This window comes from Bacillus cereus group sp. MYBK14-1, from assembly GCF_051916885.1.
In the GTDB taxonomy this organism is placed as follows: Bacteria; Bacillota; Bacilli; order Bacillales; family Bacillaceae_G; genus Bacillus_A; species Bacillus_A cereus.
The window spans coordinates 1-22598 of the sequence record NZ_JBQAHM010000016.1 but is presented as its reverse complement, the minus strand read 5'-3'; the positions used below and the strand labels follow the sequence as shown (position 1 = coordinate 22598).

Here is a 22598-nt window from a genome sequence, read left to right as displayed (position 1 = left end):
ACTATATACCATTTTAAAATTATTTTTTCATCTTTACAAGTGAGAAAATCATGTTAAAATAAATTTAGTTTCCAAGGAAACTAAAATACAAGGAGGTTAACAAGATGAAAAAATCTAAACTAACTTTCATTTTATATGTTGTCTGTATTAGTGCCTTACTCGGTTCCTTCGCTCAAAATATTTACACACCTATCTTACCGATGATTCAAAATTCTTTTCACACTTCTCTTTATCTTGTAAATGTAACAGTTTCACTTTTCACATTCGTTCTTGCAATTATGCAGCTCGTATATGGACCTTTAATTGATACAAAAGGGAGAAAATCTGTCCTTATCCCTAGTTTAGTCATTAGTACAATTGGTTCAATCGGATGTGCCTTTTCGGCAAACATTTATTTATTTCTCTTTTTTAGAGCTGTTCAAGCTATAGGAATAGCGGCTATACCTGTAGTTTCAGCAACGATTATCGGCGATTTATTTGAAGGAAAAGAACGCGGAGAAGCGATGAGCCTATACCAAATGTTACTTGCCCTCGCACCTGCAATGGCTCCTCTCATAGGTGGTTATCTTGGCAGTATAAATGGTCACTTATCTGTATTTCTCTTTTTATCTACACTTGGCATTATCTTATTAATTATAAACATTTCACTACTCCCAGAAACAAAGCCAAATATAATTAAACAATCTAAAGCACAAAAGAATTACTCTCTTATCTTAAAAAATAAAACTGGATTTTCTATTACTCTTATTGGCTTCATTCAATTTTGTATTTACTTTTGCTTTCTCGTTTTTTTACCGAGTATTTTAACAAATTCATTTCATTTAACTGTAAATAAAATTGGTCTTATGTTTGTACCAATGTCTCTTTCTATCATGCTAGGAAGTTTTTGCTACAAGTTTTTGCAAAAACGACTCACAACAAAGCAAGCTTTATTTATTACGAGTTTCTTCAATATTATATGTGTCGTTTTATTCTCTTTCACATATAACATCAATATCCCATTCATCATTATCGTTACATCTTTGTACGGTTTTAGTATGGGACTTTCTATGCCAACTCACACTACTTTATTAACAGAAGAATTCGTACAAGAACGCGCAACAGCTATCGGTATGTACAACTTCATCCGCTATCTTGGTATGGGCACAGGGCCACTTATAGGTGGATTTCTTTTATTTAACCAAAATTACTTTTGGATTTTCTTCCTAGGCGCAATTATGTTTTTACTTGTAATCTTATATACAATGAAAATGCTAAGTTTTCATTCTGTACAAAAAGCAAAATAGAGCCCCCAAAAAGGTCGGCTCTATTTATCCTCTTTGATCCGCAACAATATGAATATCAATATACTTTGTTTGTCTCATAATTTCATTTACAATAGAGCCTTTTCGTATTTCTTCCCACCTTGTTCTAGCCGATTGTCCAAGTAAAATTTGCGTCACCTGTAATCTTTTTGCCACTTCAATAATAACATCTGCTGGCTTTCTTCCCTTTGCTTCTTCTAATACAAAACTTGCATCAAATTGATTCGTTAGCAACTTCCACTCTTCAATCGTCTGCTTTTTTCCAGCTGAAATAGAATCTATATTTTCCCTCTCAACGTTTAATACGTACAATTCAGCGTTTAACCGATCAGCCATGCGCCATCCCCGTCTTATTAATTTCTCCGCTGTTGAACTGTATTGTACACAAACGAGAATTTTTTCTTTCACTCCGATTGGTTCTATCACTGTTTGACTAATCTTTTCGTCCATATCGTCAGCGACTTCACGAAGCGATAATTCCCTAAGTGCTCCTAAATTATTAAGCGTAAAGAAATTTTGTAAGCTTTGCTGAATTTTTTCTTCTTTATATATCTTTCCGTCTATTAACCTCTTCCGAAGTACTTCCGGTGTTGCATCAACGAGCTGAATTTCATTTGCTTTTTGTAAAATAAAATCTGGAATTCGTTCTCTTACTTTTACATTCGTAATTTGAGCTACAATATCATGAACACTTTCTAAATGTTGAATATTAAAAGCTGATAATACCGATATACCAGCCTCTAACAATTCCTGCACATCCATATAACGTTTCTTATGTTTAGAACCAGGAACATTACTATGCGCAAGTTCATCCACTACGACTACTTGAGGCGCGCGTTTTTTTATTCCTTCCACATCAAGCTCATAAAATACCTTTCCTTTATACTGTATTTCTTTCAAAGGAACTTTTTCTAAATCAGCAATTGCTTCTTCCGTCTCTTTTCTTCCATGCGTTTCAATTAAACCAATTACAATATCAATTCCATCTTTTTTCATTTCCCTTGCATCAAAGAGCATTTTATAACTTTTTCCTACGCCTGGAGCTGCTCCTACATATAACTTTAACTTTCCGCAATTTTGCTGACGAATATATTCTAAATATTCCTCTGGCGTTCGCCTTTGAAACTTCGGTTCATAATCATCTGCATACAAAATAAACACTACCTTTCATTCGAAACAACGCTACCTCAATCCGTTAGATTGAGGTAGCACTGTTACTATTTCATTAATTCCTGTAATGCCAAATTTAGCTTTAAGACGTTTACGCGGGTCTCTCCAAATAAACCAAGCGCAGCACCTTCTGTTTGATCTTTAATCAATTGATTAAGTTTTTCTTTCGGAATATTCGTTAATTTCGATATGCGATCCACCTGCACAGAAGCTGCCTTCGGACTAATATCAGGATCAAGCCCTGAACCTGAATTTGTCACTAAATCAATCGGTACTTCTGTAACTGGAACGCTCGGATTTTGTTTCTTCCACTCTTCAATACTTTTCTCTACTCGTTTCTCTAAATCTGGATTAGATGGTGCATAGTTATTTGAACCAGATGCTTCAGCCTTATATTCAATACTAGAAACACGCCCTTGAAAATAACGTGGATCCGTGAAGTTTTGCCCGATTAATTTAGAACCAATCACTTCATTTTTATCATTATATATTAGACTTCCATCCGCATTATCCTTCATCACGGCTTGTGCAATACCAGTAACAATAAGCGGGTATACAAGTCCGCACAACACTAGAAATGTAAAAGTAATACGGATAATTGGTGATAGTATACTTTGTTTCTTCTCCATCTTTTTCCCCTCTTCCTTATATGAACAAGCCGACAATTATATCAATTACTTTAATTCCAATGAACGGAACGATAACTCCGCCAAGCCCATAAATAAGTAAGTTTCGGCTAAGCAATGCATTAGAACTCATCGGTTTATATGCAATACCTTTCATCGCTAACGGAATGAGTAATGGAATAATAACAGCGTTAAATATTAATGCTGATAAAATCGCTGACAGTGGTGATGTTAATTTCATAATGTTCAATGCCTCCATTTGCGGAATCGCAAGTGTAAACATTGCTGGAATGATTGCAAAATATTTTGCTATATCATTCGCAATACTAAACGTCGTTAAAGCACCTCGCGTCATTAACAATTGCTTACCGATTCCTACAACCTCAATAATTTTCGTTGGATTCGAGTCTAGATCAATCATGTTTGCCGCTTCTTTCGCTGCTGTCGTACCACTGTTCATCGCTAATCCAACGTCCGCCTGTGCTAATGCTGGAGCATCATTTGTACCATCACCTGTCATCGCTACAAGTTTCCCTTTATCTTGCTCTGCTTTAATGACAGCAATTTTATCTTCCGGTTTACACTCGGCAACGAATTCATCTACTCCAGCTTCTTTTGCAATGGTTGCTGCTGTTAACGGATTATCACCTGTACACATAACCGTTTTAATCCCCATTTGGCGTAACTGTTCAAAACGCTCACGCATACCCGGTTTTACTGTATCCTTTAAATAAATTAAACCGTAAATACGATTATCTACTGCAACTACAAGTGGTGTTCCGCCCTCTTTTGAAATTAAGTCTGCTTTTTGATTTACATCTTTCGGAATTGTTCCGCCTTGTGACTCAACCCATTCAATAACGGCACCTACAGCACCTTTTCTCACTTTTGTTCCGTCTTGTAAATCAACACCACTCATTCTCGTTTCTGCTTTAAACGGAACAAACTCACCTTGTTCTGCAAGTTCTCTATTATATGATATAGATTTTCCCTGCACATACTCGATAACAGATCGACCTTCTGGTGTTTCATCTAAAACAGAACTAATAGCGGCCCACTTTCCAACTTGCTCAATCGTTTCATTTCCTACAGGCAATAATGTATGAGCCATTCGGTTCCCAAAAGTAATTGTACCTGTTTTATCTAAAATAATTGTATTAATATCGCCCGCAGCTTCTACTGCTTTCCCTGACATCGCTAGCACGTTAAATTTTGTCACCCGATCCATCCCCGCAATACCAATCGCTGATAGCAAACCACCAATTGTCGTTGGAATTAAACATACTAACAACGCTACAAGTACAGCAGTATCAATTTGAAAACCTAAATAATTTGTAAAAATCGGCAACGTCACAACGACGATTAAGAAAATAAGAGTTAAGCTCGTTAATACTGTATTTAAAGCAATCTCATTCGGCGTTTTTTGACGAGCAGCTCCTTCTACTAAAGAAATCATTTTATCGATAAATGATTCACCAGGATTACTCGTAATGACAATTGTAATTTCATCACTTACGACCATCGTTCCACCTGTTACGGAACAAAAATCACCGCCTGCTTCTTTTATAACAGGAGCTGATTCACCTGTAATTGCAGATTCATCTACAGATGCTAATCCTTTGATTACTTCGCCATCACTTGGAATCATTTCTCCTTGTTTTACGATAACAACGTCACCTTTTCTAAGATCAGTTGCTGAAACTTGGACAATGTCTCCATTTTCTTTTACTACATTTGCAAACACATCTTTCTTCGACTGCTTTAAAGAATCGGCTTGCGCTTTACCACGACCTTCTGCTAATGCTTCTGCAAAATTCGCAAATAAAACTGTAAATAATAGAATGAGAGAAACTGTTATATTAAACCATCCTGGTATACTACTAGAACTACTTGGAAGAAAAGATAAAATGAACGTAATGATAAATCCAATTTCCACAACGAACATAATCGGATTCTTTATCATGACTTTCGGATTCAATTTCGCAACGGATTGCTTCATCGCATGTGTTACGATATCACGATCCATCGTTTTCGCTTGTCTAACTTCATCTTCTACAGCATGTATTTGTGACTCATTTAATTGTTTTTCTTTTACTACTACCGGTCTCATCATTTACCCTCCATTACTTCAATGTAAGAAATTCTGCAATTGGACCGAGTACTAACATCGGGAAGAATGTTAATGCACCGACAATTACAATTGTTCCGATGAAGATGCCACCAAATAAACTATTATCTGTACGGAACGTTCCGACTGTTTCTGGCACTACCGTTTTTTCTTTCAATGAAGCTGCCACAGCTAGCATCGTAATTAAACTGAAGTAACGTCCTAAAAACATAACTAAACCAGTCGTAATATTCCAAAACGGTGTATTATCTCCTAATCCTTCAAATCCAGATCCGTTATTCGCAGCTGACGATGTATATTCATATACCACTTGCGTCAAACCGTGGAAACCGGAATGAGAAATAGCATCCGTCCCTAAATTTGTTGAAAGAGCTAATGCCGAAAATCCTAAAATGAGCAATGGATGAAATAAAATCGTGACCGCGATTAATTTCATTTCCTTACCTTCAATCTTTTTACCTAAAAACTCTGGTGTCCGTCCAACCATTAACCCAGATATAAACACCGCGATAATTGCATACATAATAATGTTTACAAAACCTGCTCCAACGCCGCCATACACAGTATTTAACATCATATTTACAAGCGGAACTAAACCGCCAATTGGTGTTAACGTATCATGCATCGTATTAACAGCGCCTGTTTCAGCAGCTGTCGTTACCGTTGCGTATAGTGAAGAAAATACTGTTCCAAATCGTACTTCTTTCCCTTCTGTACTTCCTTGTACATGTTCGATACCCATTCCATTTAATGCCGGGTTCCCGTTTAGTTCAGATGTCGTAATCGTTATAAACCCTAGTAAAAATACCATAAATAGTGACACGAAAAGGATGCGGCCTTGTTTTTTATTTCCGACCATTCGTCCGTACGTAAATGGAAGTGCTGTTGGTAATAACATCATAAGCATCATTTGCAAAATATTACTCATTTGTCCTGGATTTTCAAAAGGATGCGTAGAGTTCGCTCCGAAAAATCCACCGCCGTTATTTCCAAGTTCCTTTATGGAAACGAATGATGCAACAGGTCCACGTAATATACTTTGCTTTGCCCCATCAATCGTTTGTGCTGTAACCGCCCCATCTAACGTTTGCGGTACGCCAAGTGCGACAAAAACTAGTGCCGCAATAAATGCAATAGGAAGAAACACTCTCGTTAACGCTCTCGTAAAATCAACGAAAAAGTTACCAAGTTCTTTTCCAGCAAGTCCTCTTATAAAAGCCATAACGAGCGCTAATGTCGTTGCTGGTGCCGCAAACATTAAAAATGTAATTCCGATTAATTGTGATAAATAAGATAAACCATTTTCACCGCTATAATGCTGTAAGTTTGTATCAGCCATAAAACTAATTGCTGTATTAAAAGCGAGCGTAGGCTCCATCCCTTCAATATGCGCTGGATTTAGTGGCAGCACACCTTGTAATCTGAAAATGAAGTATACGACAACGATCATAAATCCATTTAATAAAACTAATGATAATGCGTACTGTTTCCACGTTTGATTGTATGCTTTTACACCCGTAATTTTAAAAATAAGTTTTTCAAAAGGCCCGAATACTTTATCTAACGTTTTGCTACCTTGAAAAGCTTTTTCTAAATAAATCCCCGTTGGCTTTGCTACTAAAATAAACAAGAGCATTGTAATAATGACTGCAACCCAAATCATAATGAATGATTCCCCCTAATTAAAACTTCTCTGGATTTAATAATGCATACACTAAATACACTGTAATTGCTGCGACAATAACCGATAAGACAATCATCATGATTGCTTTCCTTCTTTCACAACTTTATCTGACCAACTTGCAAGACTTGCCATCGATGCAACTAATAAAATAAAAATCCCGACCATTACAACATCTAACATAACTATCCCTCTCTTTTTGTTAAAATTTACCATTTAAATATTAAAAAAGAACACTGAGCTCTACTCAGTGTTCAAAAAATGAACAACAAAAAGTAAACCTCCTCTCTAAACGCTTACGAGGTTAGCTGTCGGATTCGGGCCTAAAGAGTAGCCCTACTTTCAAAACTGAAAGATTCACCCCAAGTGACGATGCACAAAATTGGTTCCCCCGCTCCATTTCTGGAACTCAGCGATTTTAGGTTTTTTTGGAAATTTTATGAATGATTTATGAGAGTAAATATACTCCTCTATATTTCACTTGTAAAGGGGTAAATTACTGAAAATAATAATATTTACATTCATTTAAACGCTTACATTGAAGATTATTACTGTTATTTCATCTATTTTCTTTATTTCTCTTTTCTTTTCTTAAAAATGACCTTTTAAATATGAAATAAAAAGAGCGAATGACATGAAGTGCATAGCTTGTTGCACTCAGCATTCGCTCTTTTTTATTCAACCTTTATTCTCCTCGTAAAAATGCACGTAAATTTCTCCCACGAATATAAACTTGTGTCAATTCTGCATGTAGCTGCTCATACTCGGTAATATCCATCTCTAAATACAAAGCATCTTTTGATGGTAATATAATATATGGCCCTGGAAAAAGGGGATCAATCTGGACCAATTCTTGAACTCGCTCTACCGATACTGCCCAACGATTTGCTATATCTCCAAGTAATAGTACCTTCATCATTTCTTCCCCCGCCCTATTCAAAAAATAAAAAAGAAATATTATCACAATTTGTAAACACGACAAACTTAGCTCCAATGGTTTCATAGAGCCTCGCTGGATATCGTTTATTCCTTGTAACAACAGTAATAGGTGCTTGAAAAGAAAAGCGAATGTGTTCTGTGAAAAAACTAACGATTGGAAGCTCATCCCCTAGTAAAATCACCTTCTTAATACACTCACAAATACTAGTAAAGTCCTGCTCCTTACTGCAGCTATAAGTCCAATCAAACCCACAATTCCTAACTTCAGCCGCTATCTCTTCATTTGCTGTAAAAATAATTAACTCATGTTGAAATGATACTAAATCTCTTAAACTATCTACTTTACTTTCTTCTCCAACACAAATAAGTGTTAGTTCCATGTACCTCATCCTCCTTAGTATAAAAGAAATCAAACATAGATTGATATTCCCCTATACTAATCAGATCGATGAAGTGATGTATCCATCATGGCACCGTCCTCTCTCAAGACGCTTACGAAGTTAGCTGTCGGATTCGGACTTTGAGAGTAGCCCTACTTTCAAACTTGAAAGATTCACCCCTAGTGCCTACGCACAAATTGGTTCCTCCGCTCCATATAATTGGACTCAGCGTTTACAAAAAAATATATTCTGGCTGATATATTACTCCTGTATTTTGAAAAAGTAAACAGAAAAAAAGCCAGTTATAAAACTGGCTTTTCACTTACCTATGCACGCGTTCTATTCACTTTATATGCAAAATGATTCGTCGGTCCATGACCACTACCAATATTCAATGGCTCTTCAATTGCTATACTAATAAATCGTTTTGCTTCTTGAACAGCATCTTCAATTGAGTATCCTTTCGCAAGTCCTGCTGTAACCGCTGAAGCAAATGTACACCCACTTCCATGCGTTTGCTTTGAAGGAATTCGCTCGCTTCTAAACTCAATAAATTTTTCTCCATCAAAGAGGAAATCAATTACTTCATTCCCTTGATATTCTGCATGTCCGCCCTTCATAAGCACATATTTAGCACCTAATTCATGCAATACTTTTGCAGCTTCCTTACTATCTTCAACATTATGAATCTCCATCCCAGTTAACACTTCTGCTTCTGGGACATTCGGTGTTATAACAGTTGCTACTGGTAATAAATATTCTTTTAATGCTTGAACTGCTTCTTGCTGTAATAATGATGCACCGCCTTTTGCAATCATAACGGGATCTAGCACAATATTATTCCAGCCAAACTTTTTAATTTGTTCTGCAACAATTTGAATTATTTCACTACTAAATAACATTCCTAGTTTCACTGCATCTGGTGTTACATCCGTACCAATTGAATTCAGCTGTTCTGTAATACCTTCTAATGGAACAGGATATACCCCTTGAACGCCAAGCGTGTTTTGAGCAGTAATTGCCGTAATAGCCGTCATTCCGTATACACCAAGCTCTTGGAATGTTTTTAAATCTGCCTGAATTCCAGCACCGCCGCCGCTATCAGACCCTGCAATTGTTAAAGCTTTATTCACTTTCATCCCACTCATCCTTTTCTATCCAAAATAGCGATGATAAATCGTTTTTGCTTCGCTTATATCTTTCGTTCCATGTACGAGCACACGGCCATCTTTAAAGGCTACTAACCTCTTGTCTTCAACAGAAAATGATAGTAAATATGGATTTATATTTAAATCATTTACACGACCTTCCAACAACTCTTTATATTGTTCAAAATTCATTTCATCTTTATGAGGTGGTCTAATTTGAACTGTATTTCGCCCGCATAAAACTGCTGTTTTTGATGTGTTTTCTTTATTTAAATACGGATATAATGCATTCTCTCCGCATGAAGGACAATTATGCTGGCGAAGTTTTTGCACATTCATACATGAATACTCATTCTTCCACATATCAAACGATACAAGCCCATCTCGAAGTGATTCGTAATCTTCTACTAACAGTTTAAGAGCTTCTGTTACTTGATGAGAAACGACAAGAGATACAGCAGGTGATATAATACCCGCTGTATCACATGTTGCCCCGCCAAGCGGAATCGACTGTAATAAACATGATAAACATGGTGTTTTACTAGGAAGGATTGTGTAAGAAAGACCGTAACTACCTACACATGCACCGTAAATCCATGGAATAGAATATTTTTGTGATATATCATTTACAATAAAGCGCGTTTCGAAATTATCAGTCGCATCAATAATTACATCAACATTTATAACAAGTTCTTCTAGCTCTTCAGCTGTTACATCTTGAACGAGAGCTTCTATTGTTACATCACTATTAATCTCTTCTAAACGTTTTTTAGCCGCTATAGCTTTTGGAAGATTATTCTTTACGTCGCTCTCTGCATACAATTGTTGTCTTTGTAAATTACTCCAATCTACATAATCACGGTCAACAATTGTTATCTTGCCAACACCTGCTCTTACAAACATCTCTGCATTTGCACTACCTAATGCACCTGCACCGATAATAAGCACATGCTTTTCTCTTATCTTTTGCTGTCCTTCTTCTCCAATTGGAGAAAATAGTTCTTGGCGAGAATATCGATTATTCAACTACGCTCATTCCTTCTAAAGGACTACTTGCAGTTGCACAACGCTTACGTGCAATGCGACCTGCTTCAAATCCTAAACGGCCTGCTTCAATACTTAATTTCATTGCTTGTGCCATTTTAATAGGATCTTTTGCTCCTGATACAGCTGTATTTAATAACACGCCATCTGCTCCTAATTCCATTGCAAATGCCGCATCAGCTGGGCTACCAATACCGGCATCAACGATAACTGGTACTGTCGCTTGTTCAATAATGAAGCTCAAATTTAATGGATTTACAATACCAAGTCCTGATCCGATTGGAGATGCTCCTGGCATAATCGCATGCACGCCAAGCTCTTGTAATTTACGTGCTAATATAACATCATCAGATGTATACGGAAGTACGATAAATCCTTCTTCCAGTAACATTTCAGATGCCTTTAATGTTTCTACCGGATCAGGTAATAACGTTCTATCATCACCAATAACTTCTACCTTTATCATGTCACAAAGCCCAGAAGCTTTTGCTAATTTTGCAATACGAACAGCCTCTTCAGCGTTTTTTGCTCCTGCTGTATTTGGTAATAACGTATATTTTTTCACATCAAGTTTCTCTAATAAATTAGGTTGCTTTGCATCAAAGATATCCATACGACGTACTGCAAACGTTAAAATTTCAGCTTCAGAAACGTCAATTGCCTTTTGCTGTACGTCAAAATCAGGGAATTTACCTGTTCCTAATAAAAGTCTAGAATGAAATGAAAATGGTCCAATGTTTAACATAATCAACCGCCTCCTACGAAAGTTACAATCTCAATTTGGTCTCCATCAAAAACAGATGTATCTGTATGATCATCTTTTTGTAAAATATCTTTATTACGCTCTACTACAACAATTCTGTTATCTAGCTCTAAATGTGTAAGTAGCTCAGCTACTGTTTTTACACTCGCTGGCACTTCAATTTGGTTACCATTAATTTTTAAATTCAAACTTCCATCCCCTTTCTAAACTCTTCTAGAAAGCAATGAATCTAGCAAATGATTCTCTTGCTTTCCTTCTATTAAATCAGCCATATATTGGCCAGAAATAGGACTTAATAAAATACCGTTTCGATAATGGCCCGTGCAAGCATATAAACCTTTTATTTCTTCATGCTCTCCCATATAAGGAGCTTCATGATTCGATTGTGGTCTTAATCCTGCCCACGTGCTTTCCCATTCTGCTTCTTTTAAAGCTGGCAATATTGTATAAGCACGCTCTAATATAGAAGTTATACTTTCTGGCTGCACAGTTTTATTGAACGTATGTGGCTTCATTGTTGCCCCAATTACGTAACGTCCACCGCGCTTTGGAGTAATGTAAAATCTTTCTTGAAAAATAGGTGCTTTTAAAAGTTGTTTTCTACTTCTTACCGCAACCACTTCTCCTTTAACTGGATATGTACCCCAATCGCGGTGAAAATAACTGAGTAACTTCGTGCTCCATGAACCTCCTGCAATAACGACTTTCTCACATGTGAAAATACCTTCACTTGTAATAACTCCAGTCACTTTATTATTTTCAATACGGATATCAAATACTTCTGTCTGTTCATATATATCAGCACCGGAAATCGCTGCAGAATGTGCGAATGCTTTCGTAAGCTCTGGTGCAATAACATGACCGTCTTTCGGATAATATACTGCTCCTATAATAGATTCGGATAGATATGGCTCTTTTTCCCGCACATGGTCTCCCGTTAGAAAATAAGAATCTTCACCTGTTTTCTGCTGCCAATCCATAATGTGAAGAATTCTTTCCTTCTCATCTTCATTTTGAGCAATACGATAAATTCCTTTTTCTTCATATCCAATATCAACACCCGTCTTTTCACGTAAAACTGCTGCAAGTTGTGGAAATATAGCTCGGCTTTCTCTAGCAAGTTCAAATAGCGGATCATACGCATCCCATTCTGCCTGAACACCAAGTAAACCAGCAGCTGCTTTTGAAGCTTCCGATGCAATACTTTGCTTCTCCACAATCGCTACTTTATGTCCTCTTTCTGCTAGAAAATGTGCAACTGAACTACCAATTACACCACCACCAATAATCGCTACATCATACTTCTCACACATGTTTTTCCGCCCACTTTCTTATTGATTCCTTATAAGATTTCGCTTTGCTATACGGGTTACTACTACTTACAATTCCAGACATAACTGCTATACCGCTTACACCGTTAGTAAGAACATCCACTGTGTTTTCTGGGGTAATTCCTCCAATTGCTGTAATCGGTATAGATAAACACCTTGCAATGTCTGAAATTTCTTCAAGCCCTCTCGCTGGCACACCTTTTTTACAATCTGTCGGAAATACATGGCCATAAACGAGTGAATCCGCTCCATTTTTAAAAGCTACTATTGCTTCATCTAGCGAATGCACAGAATAACCGACATGCAAATACGAAAACTTTTCTTTCACTGACTTTACATCTGTACTTCGATATCCTAGTTGAACACGAGGAATATTTAATAAAATTGCAATATCAATTCGATCGTTTATGACAATTTTAGAAGCTGGAAAGCCCTCCATTAATAGACTTTCCACACCTTCATATAATTCCTTCGTACTCTTCTCACGCTCACGAATATGCAAATAATCAATCTCACTCTCAATTTGCATCGCTACATTCACTAACTCTTCGAATGGCATATGGCCATTTGAGATTACGTGGAGCTCATTTTTCATATTCATTCGCCTACTTTAAAATATTTTCGAATAATTCATCGGCTGGGACGGTTTCATTCGTCATTCCTTTGTCCTTCAGCCACTTATTTTGTTTCTCCCAAGATTCTTTTGAATCTGATAAGAATGGCTCATCTTTCGTTTCCATCTTCTCTAATAAAATTTTCATACTTTCCTTTTCAACTTCTGGCACAAGTGGGAAGTTTTCTTTTTCTTGATGATTTAATAAAATATTCAATGCTTCATCTGGGTTTTTCTTCATGAAATCATAGCCTTTTTTCGTACCACGTAAGAAAGCTTGCAACGCCTCTTTATCTTTTTTCAACGTTTTATCACCTGTTACAAACACAAGCTCATGATAGTTTGGTACTCCGTAATCAGCTGGATTAAAGTACGCTGGTTCATGGCCTTCATGACGCATAACAGGTACTTCATGGTTAATGTATGCCCCTGTTACCGCATCTACTTTCTTCGTAATTAATGCTGGTACTAAATCAAAGCCAACATCTACTACTTTCACTGTATCAGGATTACCACCAGCTTCTTTTACCATCGTTTTTAAATACATCTCACTTAATGGTGTTCCAGAGTATCCTACTGTTTTTCCTTCTAAATCTTTCGGTGATTGAATGCCCGCTGATTTCAGTGATACAACATGATTTAATGGTGAACGTACGACAGCCCCAATTGATTTCACTGGAATTTGCTCATTCGCTTTCGCCATAACAACATCTGGCTGATAATACAAGCCAACTGTCACCTTCCCTGCTGCTGCCAGCGTTAATGGATCAGTCGGATTAGAAGGGAATTTAATATTTACCTTTACACCTTCTTCTTTAAAGTATCCTTTTTCAATTGCTGCATAGATAAAGCTATGTACCGCATTTGGATACCAATCTAACATGACTGTTATTTCTTTCTCTTTTTTACTTTTGTCTGATGCTGAATTACTCGAACATCCTGCAATTATTGCAATTAATAATGTAAACACAAAGATGCGCTTTAAAAATTTCATGAATGCTTCCTCCAACTAATGAATTTCTTTTCTAATATGGAAATAATTACGACGAAGAAAATAGCTAATAATGATAACAATACAATAGGTGCAAATACGCCAGCTCCATCTAACTGCGTCATCATTCTCTTACTGAAATATCCAAGCCCAGCTTGTGCACCGAGCCATTCTCCAATTGCTGCTCCGATAACACTAAGCGGAACTGCAATTTTTAAAGCTGAGAAAAAATAAGGAAGAGCAGACGGCAACTTTAATTTAAGAAAAATATCTCTTTTTGTTGCTCCATATGTAACTAAGAGCTCCTCCCATTCTTTTTTCGTACTACGCAGTCCATCATACGTATTGACCGCAATTGGGAAAAACGTAATTAAAACTGTGACAACAACCTTACTCCAAATTGTATATCCAAACCATAAAACAAATAGCGGAGCAAGCGCAGTAATCGGAATCGTTTGTGAAGCAACTAATAATGGATAAAATGCTCTCTCCATCCATGTACTCGCATTCATTAACATCGCTAGCCCTACACCTAATACGATAGAGATAACAACACCTATTAAAACGACGTATAACGTTGCAGGTAAATGAACTGTAAATAATATGTCTTTTAGTTTCCATATCTTCATTAAAATCGCAGAAGGTGACGGTAAAATGTACATCTCATCTACAATTCTTGCTCCTATTTCCCACACAGCTAGTAAAATACTAGAAAGTGTAATAGCAGGAACTAATTCTTTCAATCGGTTCATCACACAAGTACCTGCCTTTGTAACATACTAAGAAGCTCATCTTTCAGCGCTAATACTTCCGGTTTATATAAATCTTTTCGTGTTCTGTTATGATCAAGCGGTACAGTCCGCTCAGTCAAAGTCGTTATCGGCTGCTGTTCCACTACTAAAACTCGGTTTGAAAGAAATAACGCTTCTTCAACATCATGAGTAATGAATAAAATTGTTTTTTCCCACTCTTGCCATTGTTCAAACAACCATTCTTGCAAAGAGGTCTTCGTTAAAGCATCCAACGCACTAAATGGTTCATCTAACAGCAATATCTCCCCGCCTGTTAATAAAGTTCGAATAAAAGATACACGTTGTCTCATACCACCAGATAAATCTTTCGGATATTTTTTCTCATACCCTTGCAAACCAAATTTATGTAACAGTTCCTTTGCCTTTACTTCTGCTTCTTTCTTCTGTACACCTTGGCACTCTAGCGGCAGGGCAGCATTCTCAATAATTGTTCTCCACGGCAAAAGCATATCTTTTTGCGGCATATATCCTACAGGATGGTTCTTTGTTTCTGTCAGTTCTATCTGTCCAGTACTTACCTTTTCTAGACCTGTAATAAGGCGAAATAAAGTACTTTTTCCACATCCACTCGGTCCGATAATACTGACAAACTCTTTCTCATGTATAGAAGCATTTAATTCATGGATGATTGGTTTCTCATCGTAATGAAAAGAAACATTATGAAACTGTAGTATGTTCTTGCTCCTCAAATCCCCACATCTCCTTACGATAGGACATATCCCAGAATAAATATTCAAATCGACTGGAATATAAGAAGATCTCCTCTAATCTTTCTAGTTCTTTCTCAGACTTTCCAACTGCCATTTCATTTAATAAATCTATTAACCAAATACAAAGATTACCGTATTCTTCCGAACTATATCCTTGAATCCACTCACCAAAAAACTCATGATCTCTTGCTCCAGGAATATCATTTAAACGCTTTCCAATTTCCCAATAGCTCCACATACATGGAAGAAGCGCTGCTATTAATTGCGCAAATGTGCCATTTTGAGATACAGACATCATGTAATTTGTATAAGCTAAATTTTTAGCAGATGGTTTCGCAGACTCTATCTCCTCTATAGAAATTCCAAGTCTTTTTGCATATTGTTTATGGATTGTCATTTCGCCATTTAATATTCCATCAATTTGTTCAGCGAACTTTCCCATTACTTGTGGATTCGTTGCTTTTACAACACCAATCGCATATAACTTTGCATAATCTAGCAGATATAAATAATCTTGAATAATATAATACTGGAATTTATCTTTTTCTAACGTGCCATCTCCCATACCCACTACAAACGGATGATTATGACTCATCTCCCAAACCGGTTGCACAGTTTCTAATAATCTATCGCAAAATTTCATTTCTCTATCCCCTTTCAATATATGTATCTAAATAAAAAACCACTTCTATATATAAGAAGTGGTTACAGCAAATAAAGTTATACATTTATTCGATGTTCCACTTCCCTTCGCTAGTATTACCTAGATCAGGTGTTGTAAGGGTTAAGGATTATTCCTCTCTCAGCAAGTCAAGCACCCCTAGTGGTTTCAATATGAAATTTTCAAATAAAAAAGCCCCGTTTCTATACGCAAAGAAACGGGGACTCATTGTTAGTGTCCGAATTGCTTCCCTACGCTAGCATAATCTAGATCAGGTAATAAAAAGGATCAAAGGCTTACGGCCTACTCTCAGCTGGCAACACCAGCTCTCCTAGCAAACTATAAAATTATCACTGTCAGTATAACACCCTAATAAGACATCATCAACTTTTTTAATTTTCTTAATTATCAACATAATATCAAAATTATACAATACATACATTCTATTTTAGAAAATAAAACCCCAATTAATTGTATAAAAAGGAATCATTATCCTCAAAAAATTTATTTTTATATTGATTTCATATTACATTTATGTGAATACCCCCACTATATTATATCTTTATACTATAATAAAATTACAACTATACAACTAGAGGAGGTCTCTATTCCATGAATATGAAAGCTACTGCTTTAACAGCAACTACTGTAGCGATTGCTTCTTTACTTCCTTCTATGGGTGAAACAAATGTACAAAAAGCAAACGCTGAACAATTATCTAATATTAAAACTGGGTATGTCAAAGTCGATCAAGTAGCATTACATACAGAAGATAACGTAAAAAGCACATCAATTGATACAATTCGCTTTAATACAAAAGTGAACATCCTTGAAACAACTAATGGTTGGTATAAAGTATCTGTTCATAATAAAGTAGGTTATGTACAAAAAGATGCTATTTTACTAAAAAACAAACTTCAATCTAATGATCAATACATCGTTAATGCTAATGCATTAAACGTTCGCTCTGAACCTAATTTAGAATCTTCCATTTTAGATGTATTACCAAATGGTAAGTTTATTACCGTTCAAGAAGATCAAGGCGAATGGTATAAAATATCACATAATGGCCAAACAGGTTACGTACAAAAAGCATTCATCTCTAATGGTTCACAACCCTTAGTAAAAGGAATCACCGTTCAAAATAATACAAAATATACTGTTGCAACACCTAATCTAAATGTACGTAGCACCGCTAGTACAAGTAGCGCTCTACTCGGTTCATTACAAAACGGTACACAAGTACAAGTAGTAGAAACTGTAGGTACTTGGTATAAAATTCGTTTTGGCACAGGATACGGATATGTAGCAAAACACTATGTAGTACAAAATCAACCACAAGCTAAAACAGATCAACCTTCATCAATTCCAGCTGCTTTCAAATTCCCTGCTCAAGGAAGAATTAGCTCAACCTTTGATATACGCTGGGAACAAATGCATTATGGTATAGATATTGCCGCTCCAGGAAACGTCTCTATCCAAGCTGCTGCTGCAGGTAAAGTTGTGAAATCTTATTATTCAGCTAGCTATGGCAATGTTGTTTTCATTGCACATCAAATCAATGGGAAATTATATACAACTGTTTATGCTCATATGAAGGATCGCACTGTACAAGCTGGTGATCAAGTACAAACTGGACAATTAATAGGTCATATGGGAAACACAGGTCATTCATACGGGCAGCATCTTCATTTTGAATTACATAATGGAGAATGGAATTTTGAAAAAACAAATGCAGTAAATCCACTGCCATATTTAGTTAGGTAAATTGTATGCCACGCAATATACCTCTTATAATTGAATACGTAGCCTTTTTAGGTTTAATCTGTTGTTTAATCATTTACAATACAAACATTGTATTTTTATCTATTATTATTGCTTTTGTTGCATTAGAAATTATGATGGAATCATTTCAAGTGCAACTAAAACAAAAAATTGCCCATATTTATAATGCTATTTTTCTTTTGAGTGCTCTCATAACAAATATAATTAGTAATGGCTTTTATTTATCTACTGTATTTCCAGTATTCTTTATGGCTGTTTTATTATTTGTAGCTAGATATATTAATGTCCCTTATAACCAAAAACAAAAACAAGAACAAGAAGCTTAGAAAGAGGAGACACTGTGTACCAATCTTTCAAAGATGCTCCAATAAAATACATATTGCATTTGTATAAGAAAGCCAATACTTTTTTTGGTATACAAGGAAGTTATACTGCACAACTTCTCCTATATGGAATGTTGTTTCTTGTCTTAATCACTTTCTCCTTGTTTTACTAACAAAAAAGGATCTCACATAAACTGGAGATCCTTTTTAATTTATATTAATTTTTCATATCGAAAATATTGTTTATCCACAAGCATATTTTTCATAAATAAAGCTCAGATTATATTTTTTCTCTAAGCTCATTCGTTGTTCGTCATCGCACCAATAGAAAAGAATATCATGAATCGTTGCGTAACGCTTATTTTTAAGAAATAGCCTAAAGAATGATGGTAAACAATCATGTAATTGTATAAATATATAATTGCGTAGTGTTTCTTCTTTATATTCAATGCCCTTACAAATATACAGTAATTCTTCACAATAATATGCATGCTGTGGAACTTGTATCATTTCGAAAAATGGCACATAAGATAGTAGCTTTCCAATAAAATGACCATATCGATCCATTACTCCTATCGTCATATGCTCCATCATTTCTTTCATCACATATAAATAATCATCTACATGCGTTGTCTTTAATGGGTCTAAGCGATCGGAAATTTGAGATAATACAGCTCTTTGACATGCTAAAACTGCCTGACTAGGTCCATAATATGATAGGAAATCTGTACACTTACGATATTTCCGTAATAAATCATGTGTATACAAATCATATACAAAAGTATTACAATACATTGCTAAACTCATCATATCACTATTTAATTGCTCTTTTGATAATGATTTCGCTCTCTTGCACATATAAAAGAATGTAAATTCCAATACTTCTTTATGAGATAATAAATGTTTACAATCGGTTATACACTTCTCATTAAATTTAACTCTATCCCAAATTTCAATATCCCTATCTGTCAATTCACCTATACGATATTTAATAATTAAATAATTTAAAGCAACTGATTGCGTCAAAAGATCCCATGTTTCATATTCCAATGAAGTATGAACAAACTCAGCTAATCCTTGCGCTATCATAAAATCATTTGCCTCTTCATACCAACCAATCTCTTGGCATAAGCGAAGAATACGCACTAAAGTTGGAATTTCATCTTTATGAAACTGCGGTAATTTCTTTGCTTTATTCATGCCATATACGATAAATGCCGCTAAATTTTCTTCTTTATAAAATTCTTTCTCTTTCCATACTAATATAGTTCGTTCTTTCCCCTCACCTTTTGGGTGACAAGGTACAAGCAAAGAAAATAATTCAGCGAAATTATTTGGTTCTATATATGTATCTGTAACCAAATTCCAATTTGGATCGCCCTGTACAGCCTTCATATAATTCCCCTTCCCTTTTCATCTATGTAGGAAATATTAATTTATTATCGCACCACTAAAAATTAATATTGTTATATTCAAAATCTCTCATAATACTTATATCTATCAGTATATCATCTTTTCTCTTATTAAAAATTAAGAATAACAAATTTTAAAAAAATGTCGAAATTATTAACCACATACTTATTATATAATGTCTCAGATACATCACGCTAACATATTAGTTTAATCCATATATACTAGAATAATGTATCTGAAATTTATATATAATTTAGCTCTTTATGAGTGACCATTAAACTCTCGGTTAATGAAAGTTTCAATTTACTCTGTACGCTCTGAGATTTCGCTCAAGGCAAATCCAGCTTGATCATCTGCTGATTCCCTTATAGCTAAATCTCCTAGTGCTAACATGCCAATAAGTTGACCACTATCAACTACTGGTAATCGTCTAATTTGATGCTGTGCCATTAGCTCTGTAGCTTTTTCAATAGAATCATTTGGAGAAACTGAGATAATATTTGTTGTCATTACATTTGTAATCTTATTAGATCCAGGATGTTTTTCAGCAATCCCTCGAACGACTAAATCACGATCAGTAACAAGCCCAACAACTTGCTCATTTTCAACAACAGGAATTAATCCAATCGATTCTTCCTTCATTTTTACAGCTGCCTCATATACATTGTCTAGCGGTGTACAATGTACAATATGGGTACTCATTAAGTCTCTCACTCGTGTCATTATGATTTCCTCCTTTTTATACATACCATAGCTTTTCCAAAATTCCTTTATTTATTTCTGGAAAGTAACGTAATAAAAAGGATTAACAAAATAAAAAAGAGCCAGCATAATGCTGACTCTTTTTTGTATGACCCGTACGGGATTCGAACCCGTGTTACCGCCGTGAAAGGGCGGTGTCTTAACCACTTGACCAACGGGCCATGGCTCCGCAGGTAGGACTCGAACCTACGACCGATCGGTTAACAGCCGATAGCTCTACCACTGAGCTACTGCGGAATAATATATGGTGGGCCTAAATGGACTCGAACCATCGACCTCACGCTTATCAGGCGTGCGCTCTAACCAGCTGAGCTATAGGCCCATATACTTTACAGGGGCAGTAGGAATCGAACCCACACTGGAGGTTTTGGAGACCTCAGTTCTACCTTTAAACTATGCCCCTAAATGATGCCGGCTAGAGGACTTGAACCCCCAACCTACTGATTACAAGTCAGTTGCTCTACCAATTGAGCTAAGCCGGCATAAAAAAATGGTGGCTCGGGACGGAATCGAACCGCCGACACGAGGATTTTCAGTCCTCTGCTCTACCGACTGAGCTACCGAGCCAACATAAATGGCGGTCCCGACCGGGGTCGAACCGGCGATCTCCTGCGTGACAGGCAGGCATGTTAACCACTACACCACGGGACCATTTGGTTGCGGGGACAGGATTTGAACCTGCGACCTTCGGGTTATGAGCCCGACGAGCTACCGTGCTGCTCCACCCCGCGACAATATAAAGTTTTAAAAATGGAGGAGGTAGAGGGATTCGAACCCCCGCGCGACTCTCGCCGCCTGTCGGTTTTCAAGACCGATCCCTTCAGCCGAACTTGGGTATACCTCCATGAAGGAAAAAATAAATATTTTATTATTATATGTCTAAACCATTAAAGAAAAAATGGAGGAGGTAGAGGGATTCGAACCCCCGCGCGATTCTCACCGCCTGTCGGTTTTCAAGACCGATCCCTTCAGCCGAACTTGGGTATACCTCCGAGACATATATTAAATAAAGTGGAGCCTAGCGGGATCGAACCGCTGACCTCCTGCGTGCAAGGCAGGCGCTCTCCCAGCTGAGCTAAGGCCCCATGTTTTTTGGAAATATCGGGAAGACAGGATTTGAACCTGCGACCCCCTGGTCCCAAACCAGGTGCTCTACCAAGCTGAGCCACTTCCCGTTAATAAAAGCGCGCCCGAGAGGAGTCGAACCCCTAACCTCTTGATCCGTAGTCAAACGCTCTATCCAATTGAGCTACGGGCGCATATGGTGCCGAGGGCGGGGGTCGAACCCGCACGGTGGTCACCCACCGCAGGATTTTAAGTCCTGTGCGTCTGCCTGTTCCGCCACCCCGGCATGTCATATTGAAAATTGGAGCGGAAGACGGGATTCGAACCCGCGACCCCAACCTTGGCAAGGTTGTATTCTACCACTGAACTACTTCCGCAAGACATGTATGAGTTATTTTATTAAAAGTGCGGGTGAAGGGAGTCGAACCCCCACGCCAAAGGCGCTAGATCCTAAGTCTAGTGCGTCTGCCAATTCCGCCACACCCGCATATTTCATTAAAATGGTGAGCCATGAAGGACTCGAACCTTCGACCCTCTGATTAAAAGTCAGATGCTCTACCAACTGAGCTAATGGCTCTTAATGGCTGGGCTAGCTGGATTCGAACCAGCGCATGACGGAGTCAAAGTCCGTTGCCTTACCGCTTGGCTATAGCCCATTAATTAAGAATGGTGGAGGGGGGCAGATTCGAACTGCCGAACCCGAAGGAGCGGATTTACAGTCCGCCGCGTTTAGCCACTTCGCTACCCCTCCGACATATATGGTGGAGGATGACGGGATCGAACCGCCGACCCCCTGCTTGTAAGGCAGGTGCTCTCCCAGCTGAGCTAATCCTCCATTTTGCCTGGCAACGTCCTACTCTCACAGGGACAAGGTCCCAACTACCATCGGCGCTAGAGAGCTTAACTTCCGTGTTCGGTATGGGAACGGGTGTGACCTCTCTGCCATCAT

Annotated in this window: 24 protein-coding genes, 20 tRNA genes, 1 rRNA gene and 4 riboswitches; of the genes, 3 read left to right on the top strand and 42 right to left on the bottom strand. The window is 37.1% G+C overall.

Annotated features, from left to right (window positions below):
• The first annotated feature begins 104 nt into the window (after positions 1-104).
• A complete protein-coding gene (locus ACTFR3_RS26430; protein ID WP_000748727.1) occupies positions 105-1286 on the top strand; it encodes an MFS transporter in 1182 nt (393 codons plus the stop codon).
• Between the two features lie 24 nt (positions 1287-1310).
• Here the strand turns inward: ACTFR3_RS26430 and kdpDN are convergent, their stop codons facing one another.
• From kdpDN to tenA, 19 genes are all read right to left on the bottom strand, one after another.
• Positions 1311-2465, bottom strand: coding sequence for a KdpD-like non-kinase potassium sensor (kdpDN, locus tag ACTFR3_RS26425; RefSeq protein ID WP_440044981.1), 1155 nt, complete (start codon positions 2463-2465; stop codon positions 1311-1313).
• 56 nt (positions 2466-2521) lie between these two features.
• Complete coding sequence (gene kdpC, locus ACTFR3_RS26420) at positions 2522-3103, bottom strand: K(+)-transporting ATPase subunit C (protein WP_000412608.1); 582 nt, start codon at positions 3101-3103, stop codon at positions 2522-2524.
• A 16-nt stretch (positions 3104-3119) separates the two neighbouring features.
• Positions 3120-5210, bottom strand: coding sequence for a potassium-transporting ATPase subunit KdpB (kdpB, locus tag ACTFR3_RS26415; protein WP_001248003.1), 2091 nt, complete (start codon positions 5208-5210; stop codon positions 3120-3122).
• 13 nt (positions 5211-5223) lie between these two features.
• A complete protein-coding gene (kdpA, locus tag ACTFR3_RS26410; protein ID WP_000638328.1) occupies positions 5224-6891 on the bottom strand; it encodes a potassium-transporting ATPase subunit KdpA in 1668 nt (555 codons plus the stop codon).
• A 19-nt stretch (positions 6892-6910) separates the two neighbouring features.
• Positions 6911-6988, bottom strand: coding sequence for a K(+)-transporting ATPase subunit F (gene kdpF, locus ACTFR3_RS26405; protein ID WP_223153441.1), 78 nt, complete (start codon positions 6986-6988; stop codon positions 6911-6913).
• Positions 6988-7092, bottom strand: a complete 105-nt coding sequence (locus tag ACTFR3_RS26400) for a SipW-dependent-type signal peptide-containing protein (protein WP_000887894.1) — start codon at positions 7090-7092, stop codon at positions 6988-6990. Before ACTFR3_RS26400 ends, kdpF begins: the two co-directional genes overlap by 1 nt.
• A 96-nt stretch (positions 7093-7188) precedes the next feature.
• Positions 7189-7334, bottom strand: a riboswitch (cyclic di-AMP (ydaO/yuaA leader).
• 134 nt (positions 7335-7468) lie between these two features.
• Entirely contained in the window at positions 7469-7591 is a 123-nt protein-coding gene (locus ACTFR3_RS26395) for a hypothetical protein (RefSeq protein WP_001034421.1), read from the bottom strand.
• 3 nt (positions 7592-7594) lie between these two features.
• Positions 7595-7828 carry a hypothetical protein gene (locus tag ACTFR3_RS26390; RefSeq protein WP_002025339.1) on the bottom strand — a complete coding sequence of 78 codons (234 nt, stop codon included), beginning with the start codon at positions 7826-7828 and terminating at the stop codon, positions 7595-7597.
• A gap of 13 nt (positions 7829-7841) precedes the next feature.
• Positions 7842-8228 carry a hypothetical protein gene (locus ACTFR3_RS26385; protein WP_000424067.1) on the bottom strand — a complete coding sequence of 129 codons (387 nt, stop codon included), beginning with the start codon at positions 8226-8228 and terminating at the stop codon, positions 7842-7844.
• A 93-nt stretch (positions 8229-8321) separates the two neighbouring features.
• Positions 8322-8469, bottom strand: a riboswitch (cyclic di-AMP (ydaO/yuaA leader).
• A gap of 85 nt (positions 8470-8554) precedes the next feature.
• On the bottom strand, positions 8555-9367 hold the full coding sequence (gene thiD / locus ACTFR3_RS26380; RefSeq protein ID WP_025687120.1) for a bifunctional hydroxymethylpyrimidine kinase/phosphomethylpyrimidine kinase: 813 nt from the start codon (positions 9365-9367) through the stop codon (positions 8555-8557).
• Positions 9368-9382: 15 nt separating this feature from the next.
• Positions 9383-10402 (bottom strand): thiazole biosynthesis adenylyltransferase ThiF, encoded by a 1020-nt coding sequence (gene thiF / locus ACTFR3_RS26375; RefSeq protein WP_001065417.1) that lies wholly within the window; start codon positions 10400-10402, stop codon positions 9383-9385.
• Positions 10395-11165, bottom strand: a complete 771-nt coding sequence (gene thiG / locus ACTFR3_RS26370) for a thiazole synthase (protein WP_440044980.1) — start codon at positions 11163-11165, stop codon at positions 10395-10397. Before thiG ends, thiF begins: the two co-directional genes overlap by 8 nt.
• A gap of 2 nt (positions 11166-11167) precedes the next feature.
• On the bottom strand, positions 11168-11371 hold the full coding sequence (gene thiS / locus ACTFR3_RS26365; RefSeq protein ID WP_001049502.1) for a sulfur carrier protein ThiS: 204 nt from the start codon (positions 11369-11371) through the stop codon (positions 11168-11170).
• Positions 11372-11386: 15 nt separating this feature from the next.
• Complete coding sequence (gene thiO, locus ACTFR3_RS26360; RefSeq protein ID WP_000333312.1) at positions 11387-12496, bottom strand: glycine oxidase ThiO; 1110 nt, start codon at positions 12494-12496, stop codon at positions 11387-11389.
• Positions 12489-13109, bottom strand: a complete 621-nt coding sequence (gene tenI / locus ACTFR3_RS26355; RefSeq protein ID WP_000787170.1) for a thiazole tautomerase TenI — start codon at positions 13107-13109, stop codon at positions 12489-12491. Before tenI ends, thiO begins: the two co-directional genes overlap by 8 nt.
• 10 nt (positions 13110-13119) lie before the next feature.
• A complete protein-coding gene (locus tag ACTFR3_RS26350) occupies positions 13120-14121 on the bottom strand; it encodes an ABC transporter substrate-binding protein (RefSeq protein WP_000670415.1) in 1002 nt (333 codons plus the stop codon).
• Positions 14118-14870 (bottom strand): ABC transporter permease, encoded by a 753-nt coding sequence (locus ACTFR3_RS26345; protein WP_001080853.1) that lies wholly within the window; start codon positions 14868-14870, stop codon positions 14118-14120. The genes ACTFR3_RS26350 and ACTFR3_RS26345 overlap by 4 nt, the downstream gene beginning before the upstream one ends.
• Entirely contained in the window at positions 14870-15619 is a 750-nt protein-coding gene (locus tag ACTFR3_RS26340) for an ABC transporter ATP-binding protein (protein WP_001256797.1), read from the bottom strand. Before ACTFR3_RS26340 ends, ACTFR3_RS26345 begins: the two co-directional genes overlap by 1 nt.
• Positions 15588-16283: a thiaminase II gene (gene tenA / locus ACTFR3_RS26335; RefSeq protein ID WP_440044979.1), complete on the bottom strand. Its 696-nt coding sequence runs from the start codon at positions 16281-16283 to the stop codon at positions 15588-15590. The genes ACTFR3_RS26340 and tenA overlap by 32 nt, the downstream gene beginning before the upstream one ends.
• Positions 16284-16368: 85 nt before the next feature.
• Positions 16369-16472, bottom strand: a riboswitch (TPP riboswitch).
• A 60-nt stretch (positions 16473-16532) separates the two neighbouring features.
• Positions 16533-16644: riboswitch (TPP riboswitch) on the bottom strand.
• Positions 16645-16913: 269 nt separating this feature from the next.
• Here tenA and ACTFR3_RS26330 point away from each other — a divergent pair.
• Entirely contained in the window at positions 16914-18068 is a 1155-nt protein-coding gene (locus ACTFR3_RS26330) for an SH3 domain-containing protein (RefSeq protein WP_001056037.1), read from the top strand.
• A gap of 5 nt (positions 18069-18073) precedes the next feature.
• Positions 18074-18412: a hypothetical protein gene (locus ACTFR3_RS26325; RefSeq protein WP_001137824.1), complete on the top strand. Its 339-nt coding sequence runs from the start codon at positions 18074-18076 to the stop codon at positions 18410-18412.
• Positions 18413-18652: 240 nt separating this feature from the next.
• On the opposite strand, the gene ACTFR3_RS26320 is transcribed toward ACTFR3_RS26325, so the two are convergent.
• The 23 genes from ACTFR3_RS26320 to rrf all read right to left on the bottom strand — a co-directional run.
• A complete protein-coding gene (locus ACTFR3_RS26320) occupies positions 18653-19804 on the bottom strand; it encodes a DUF3965 domain-containing protein (RefSeq protein ID WP_000648912.1) in 1152 nt (383 codons plus the stop codon).
• 321 nt (positions 19805-20125) lie between these two features.
• A complete protein-coding gene (locus ACTFR3_RS26315) occupies positions 20126-20545 on the bottom strand; it encodes a CBS domain-containing protein (protein ID WP_000199006.1) in 420 nt (139 codons plus the stop codon).
• A gap of 128 nt (positions 20546-20673) precedes the next feature.
• A tRNA-Glu gene (locus ACTFR3_RS26310) sits at positions 20674-20745 on the bottom strand.
• Between the two features lies 1 nt (position 20746).
• Positions 20747-20821 (bottom strand) — tRNA-Asn (locus tag ACTFR3_RS26305).
• A gap of 8 nt (positions 20822-20829) precedes the next feature.
• Positions 20830-20906: transfer RNA gene (locus ACTFR3_RS26300), tRNA-Ile, on the bottom strand.
• 10 nt (positions 20907-20916) lie between these two features.
• Positions 20917-20987: transfer RNA gene (locus tag ACTFR3_RS26295), tRNA-Trp, on the bottom strand.
• A gap of 6 nt (positions 20988-20993) precedes the next feature.
• Positions 20994-21066 (bottom strand) — tRNA-Thr (locus ACTFR3_RS26290).
• Positions 21067-21075: 9 nt separating this feature from the next.
• Positions 21076-21151 (bottom strand) — tRNA-Phe (locus tag ACTFR3_RS26285).
• Positions 21152-21159: 8 nt separating this feature from the next.
• Positions 21160-21235, bottom strand: a tRNA-Asp gene (locus tag ACTFR3_RS26280).
• Between the two features lie 3 nt (positions 21236-21238).
• Positions 21239-21315, bottom strand: a tRNA-Met gene (locus tag ACTFR3_RS26275).
• Between the two features lie 20 nt (positions 21316-21335).
• Positions 21336-21428 (bottom strand) — tRNA-Ser (locus ACTFR3_RS26270).
• A gap of 55 nt (positions 21429-21483) precedes the next feature.
• Positions 21484-21576 (bottom strand) — tRNA-Ser (locus tag ACTFR3_RS26265).
• A gap of 20 nt (positions 21577-21596) precedes the next feature.
• Positions 21597-21669, bottom strand: a tRNA-Ala gene (locus ACTFR3_RS26260).
• Positions 21670-21685: 16 nt separating this feature from the next.
• Positions 21686-21759, bottom strand: a tRNA-Pro gene (locus tag ACTFR3_RS26255).
• A gap of 10 nt (positions 21760-21769) precedes the next feature.
• Positions 21770-21843: transfer RNA gene (locus ACTFR3_RS26250), tRNA-Arg, on the bottom strand.
• Positions 21844-21846: 3 nt separating this feature from the next.
• Positions 21847-21935 (bottom strand) — tRNA-Leu (locus ACTFR3_RS26245).
• A gap of 16 nt (positions 21936-21951) precedes the next feature.
• A tRNA-Gly gene (locus ACTFR3_RS26240) sits at positions 21952-22026 on the bottom strand.
• Positions 22027-22055: 29 nt separating this feature from the next.
• Positions 22056-22136: transfer RNA gene (locus ACTFR3_RS26235), tRNA-Leu, on the bottom strand.
• A gap of 14 nt (positions 22137-22150) precedes the next feature.
• Positions 22151-22226 (bottom strand) — tRNA-Lys (locus tag ACTFR3_RS26230).
• A gap of 4 nt (positions 22227-22230) precedes the next feature.
• Positions 22231-22305: transfer RNA gene (locus ACTFR3_RS26225), tRNA-Gln, on the bottom strand.
• 11 nt (positions 22306-22316) lie between these two features.
• Positions 22317-22400: transfer RNA gene (locus tag ACTFR3_RS26220), tRNA-Tyr, on the bottom strand.
• Between the two features lie 8 nt (positions 22401-22408).
• A tRNA-Val gene (locus tag ACTFR3_RS26215) sits at positions 22409-22484 on the bottom strand.
• A 5-nt stretch (positions 22485-22489) separates the two neighbouring features.
• Positions 22490-22598 (bottom strand): 5S ribosomal RNA (rrf, locus tag ACTFR3_RS26210); the annotation flags it as partial.

Coding starts and splice junctions, on each gene's coding strand:
- ACTFR3_RS26390 (WP_002025339.1), bottom strand. CDS start 7,828: ATGATGAAGGTACTATTACTTGGAGATATAGCAAATCGTTGGGCAGTA.
- ACTFR3_RS26400 (WP_000887894.1), bottom strand. CDS start 7,092: ATGTTAGATGTTGTAATGGTCGGGATTTTTATTTTATTAGTTGCATCG.
- ACTFR3_RS26315 (WP_000199006.1), bottom strand. CDS start 20,545: ATGACACGAGTGAGAGACTTAATGAGTACCCATATTGTACATTGTACA.
- kdpF (WP_223153441.1), bottom strand. CDS start 6,988: ATGATTGTCTTATCGGTTATTGTCGCAGCAATTACAGTGTATTTAGTG.
- thiO (WP_000333312.1), bottom strand. CDS start 12,496: ATGTGTGAGAAGTATGATGTAGCGATTATTGGTGGTGGTGTAATTGGT.
- ACTFR3_RS26330 (WP_001056037.1), top strand. CDS start 16,914: ATGAATATGAAAGCTACTGCTTTAACAGCAACTACTGTAGCGATTGCT.
- tenA (WP_440044979.1), bottom strand. CDS start 16,283: ATGAAATTTTGCGATAGATTATTAGAAACTGTGCAACCGGTTTGGGAG.
- ACTFR3_RS26325 (WP_001137824.1), top strand. CDS start 18,074: ATGCCACGCAATATACCTCTTATAATTGAATACGTAGCCTTTTTAGGT.
- kdpC (WP_000412608.1), bottom strand. CDS start 3,103: ATGGAGAAGAAACAAAGTATACTATCACCAATTATCCGTATTACTTTT.
- kdpA (WP_000638328.1), bottom strand. CDS start 6,891: ATGATTTGGGTTGCAGTCATTATTACAATGCTCTTGTTTATTTTAGTA.
- ACTFR3_RS26430 (WP_000748727.1), top strand. CDS start 105: ATGAAAAAATCTAAACTAACTTTCATTTTATATGTTGTCTGTATTAGT.
- thiD (WP_025687120.1), bottom strand. CDS start 9,367: ATGAAAGTGAATAAAGCTTTAACAATTGCAGGGTCTGATAGCGGCGGC.
- kdpB (WP_001248003.1), bottom strand. CDS start 5,210: ATGAGACCGGTAGTAGTAAAAGAAAAACAATTAAATGAGTCACAAATA.
- ACTFR3_RS26345 (WP_001080853.1), bottom strand. CDS start 14,870: ATGAACCGATTGAAAGAATTAGTTCCTGCTATTACACTTTCTAGTATT.
- ACTFR3_RS26385 (WP_000424067.1), bottom strand. CDS start 8,228: ATGGAACTAACACTTATTTGTGTTGGAGAAGAAAGTAAAGTAGATAGT.
- ACTFR3_RS26320 (WP_000648912.1), bottom strand. CDS start 19,804: ATGAAGGCTGTACAGGGCGATCCAAATTGGAATTTGGTTACAGATACA.
- tenI (WP_000787170.1), bottom strand. CDS start 13,109: ATGAAAAATGAGCTCCACGTAATCTCAAATGGCCATATGCCATTCGAA.
- ACTFR3_RS26350 (WP_000670415.1), bottom strand. CDS start 14,121: ATGAAATTTTTAAAGCGCATCTTTGTGTTTACATTATTAATTGCAATA.
- thiG (WP_440044980.1), bottom strand. CDS start 11,165: ATGTTAAACATTGGACCATTTTCATTTCATTCTAGACTTTTATTAGGA.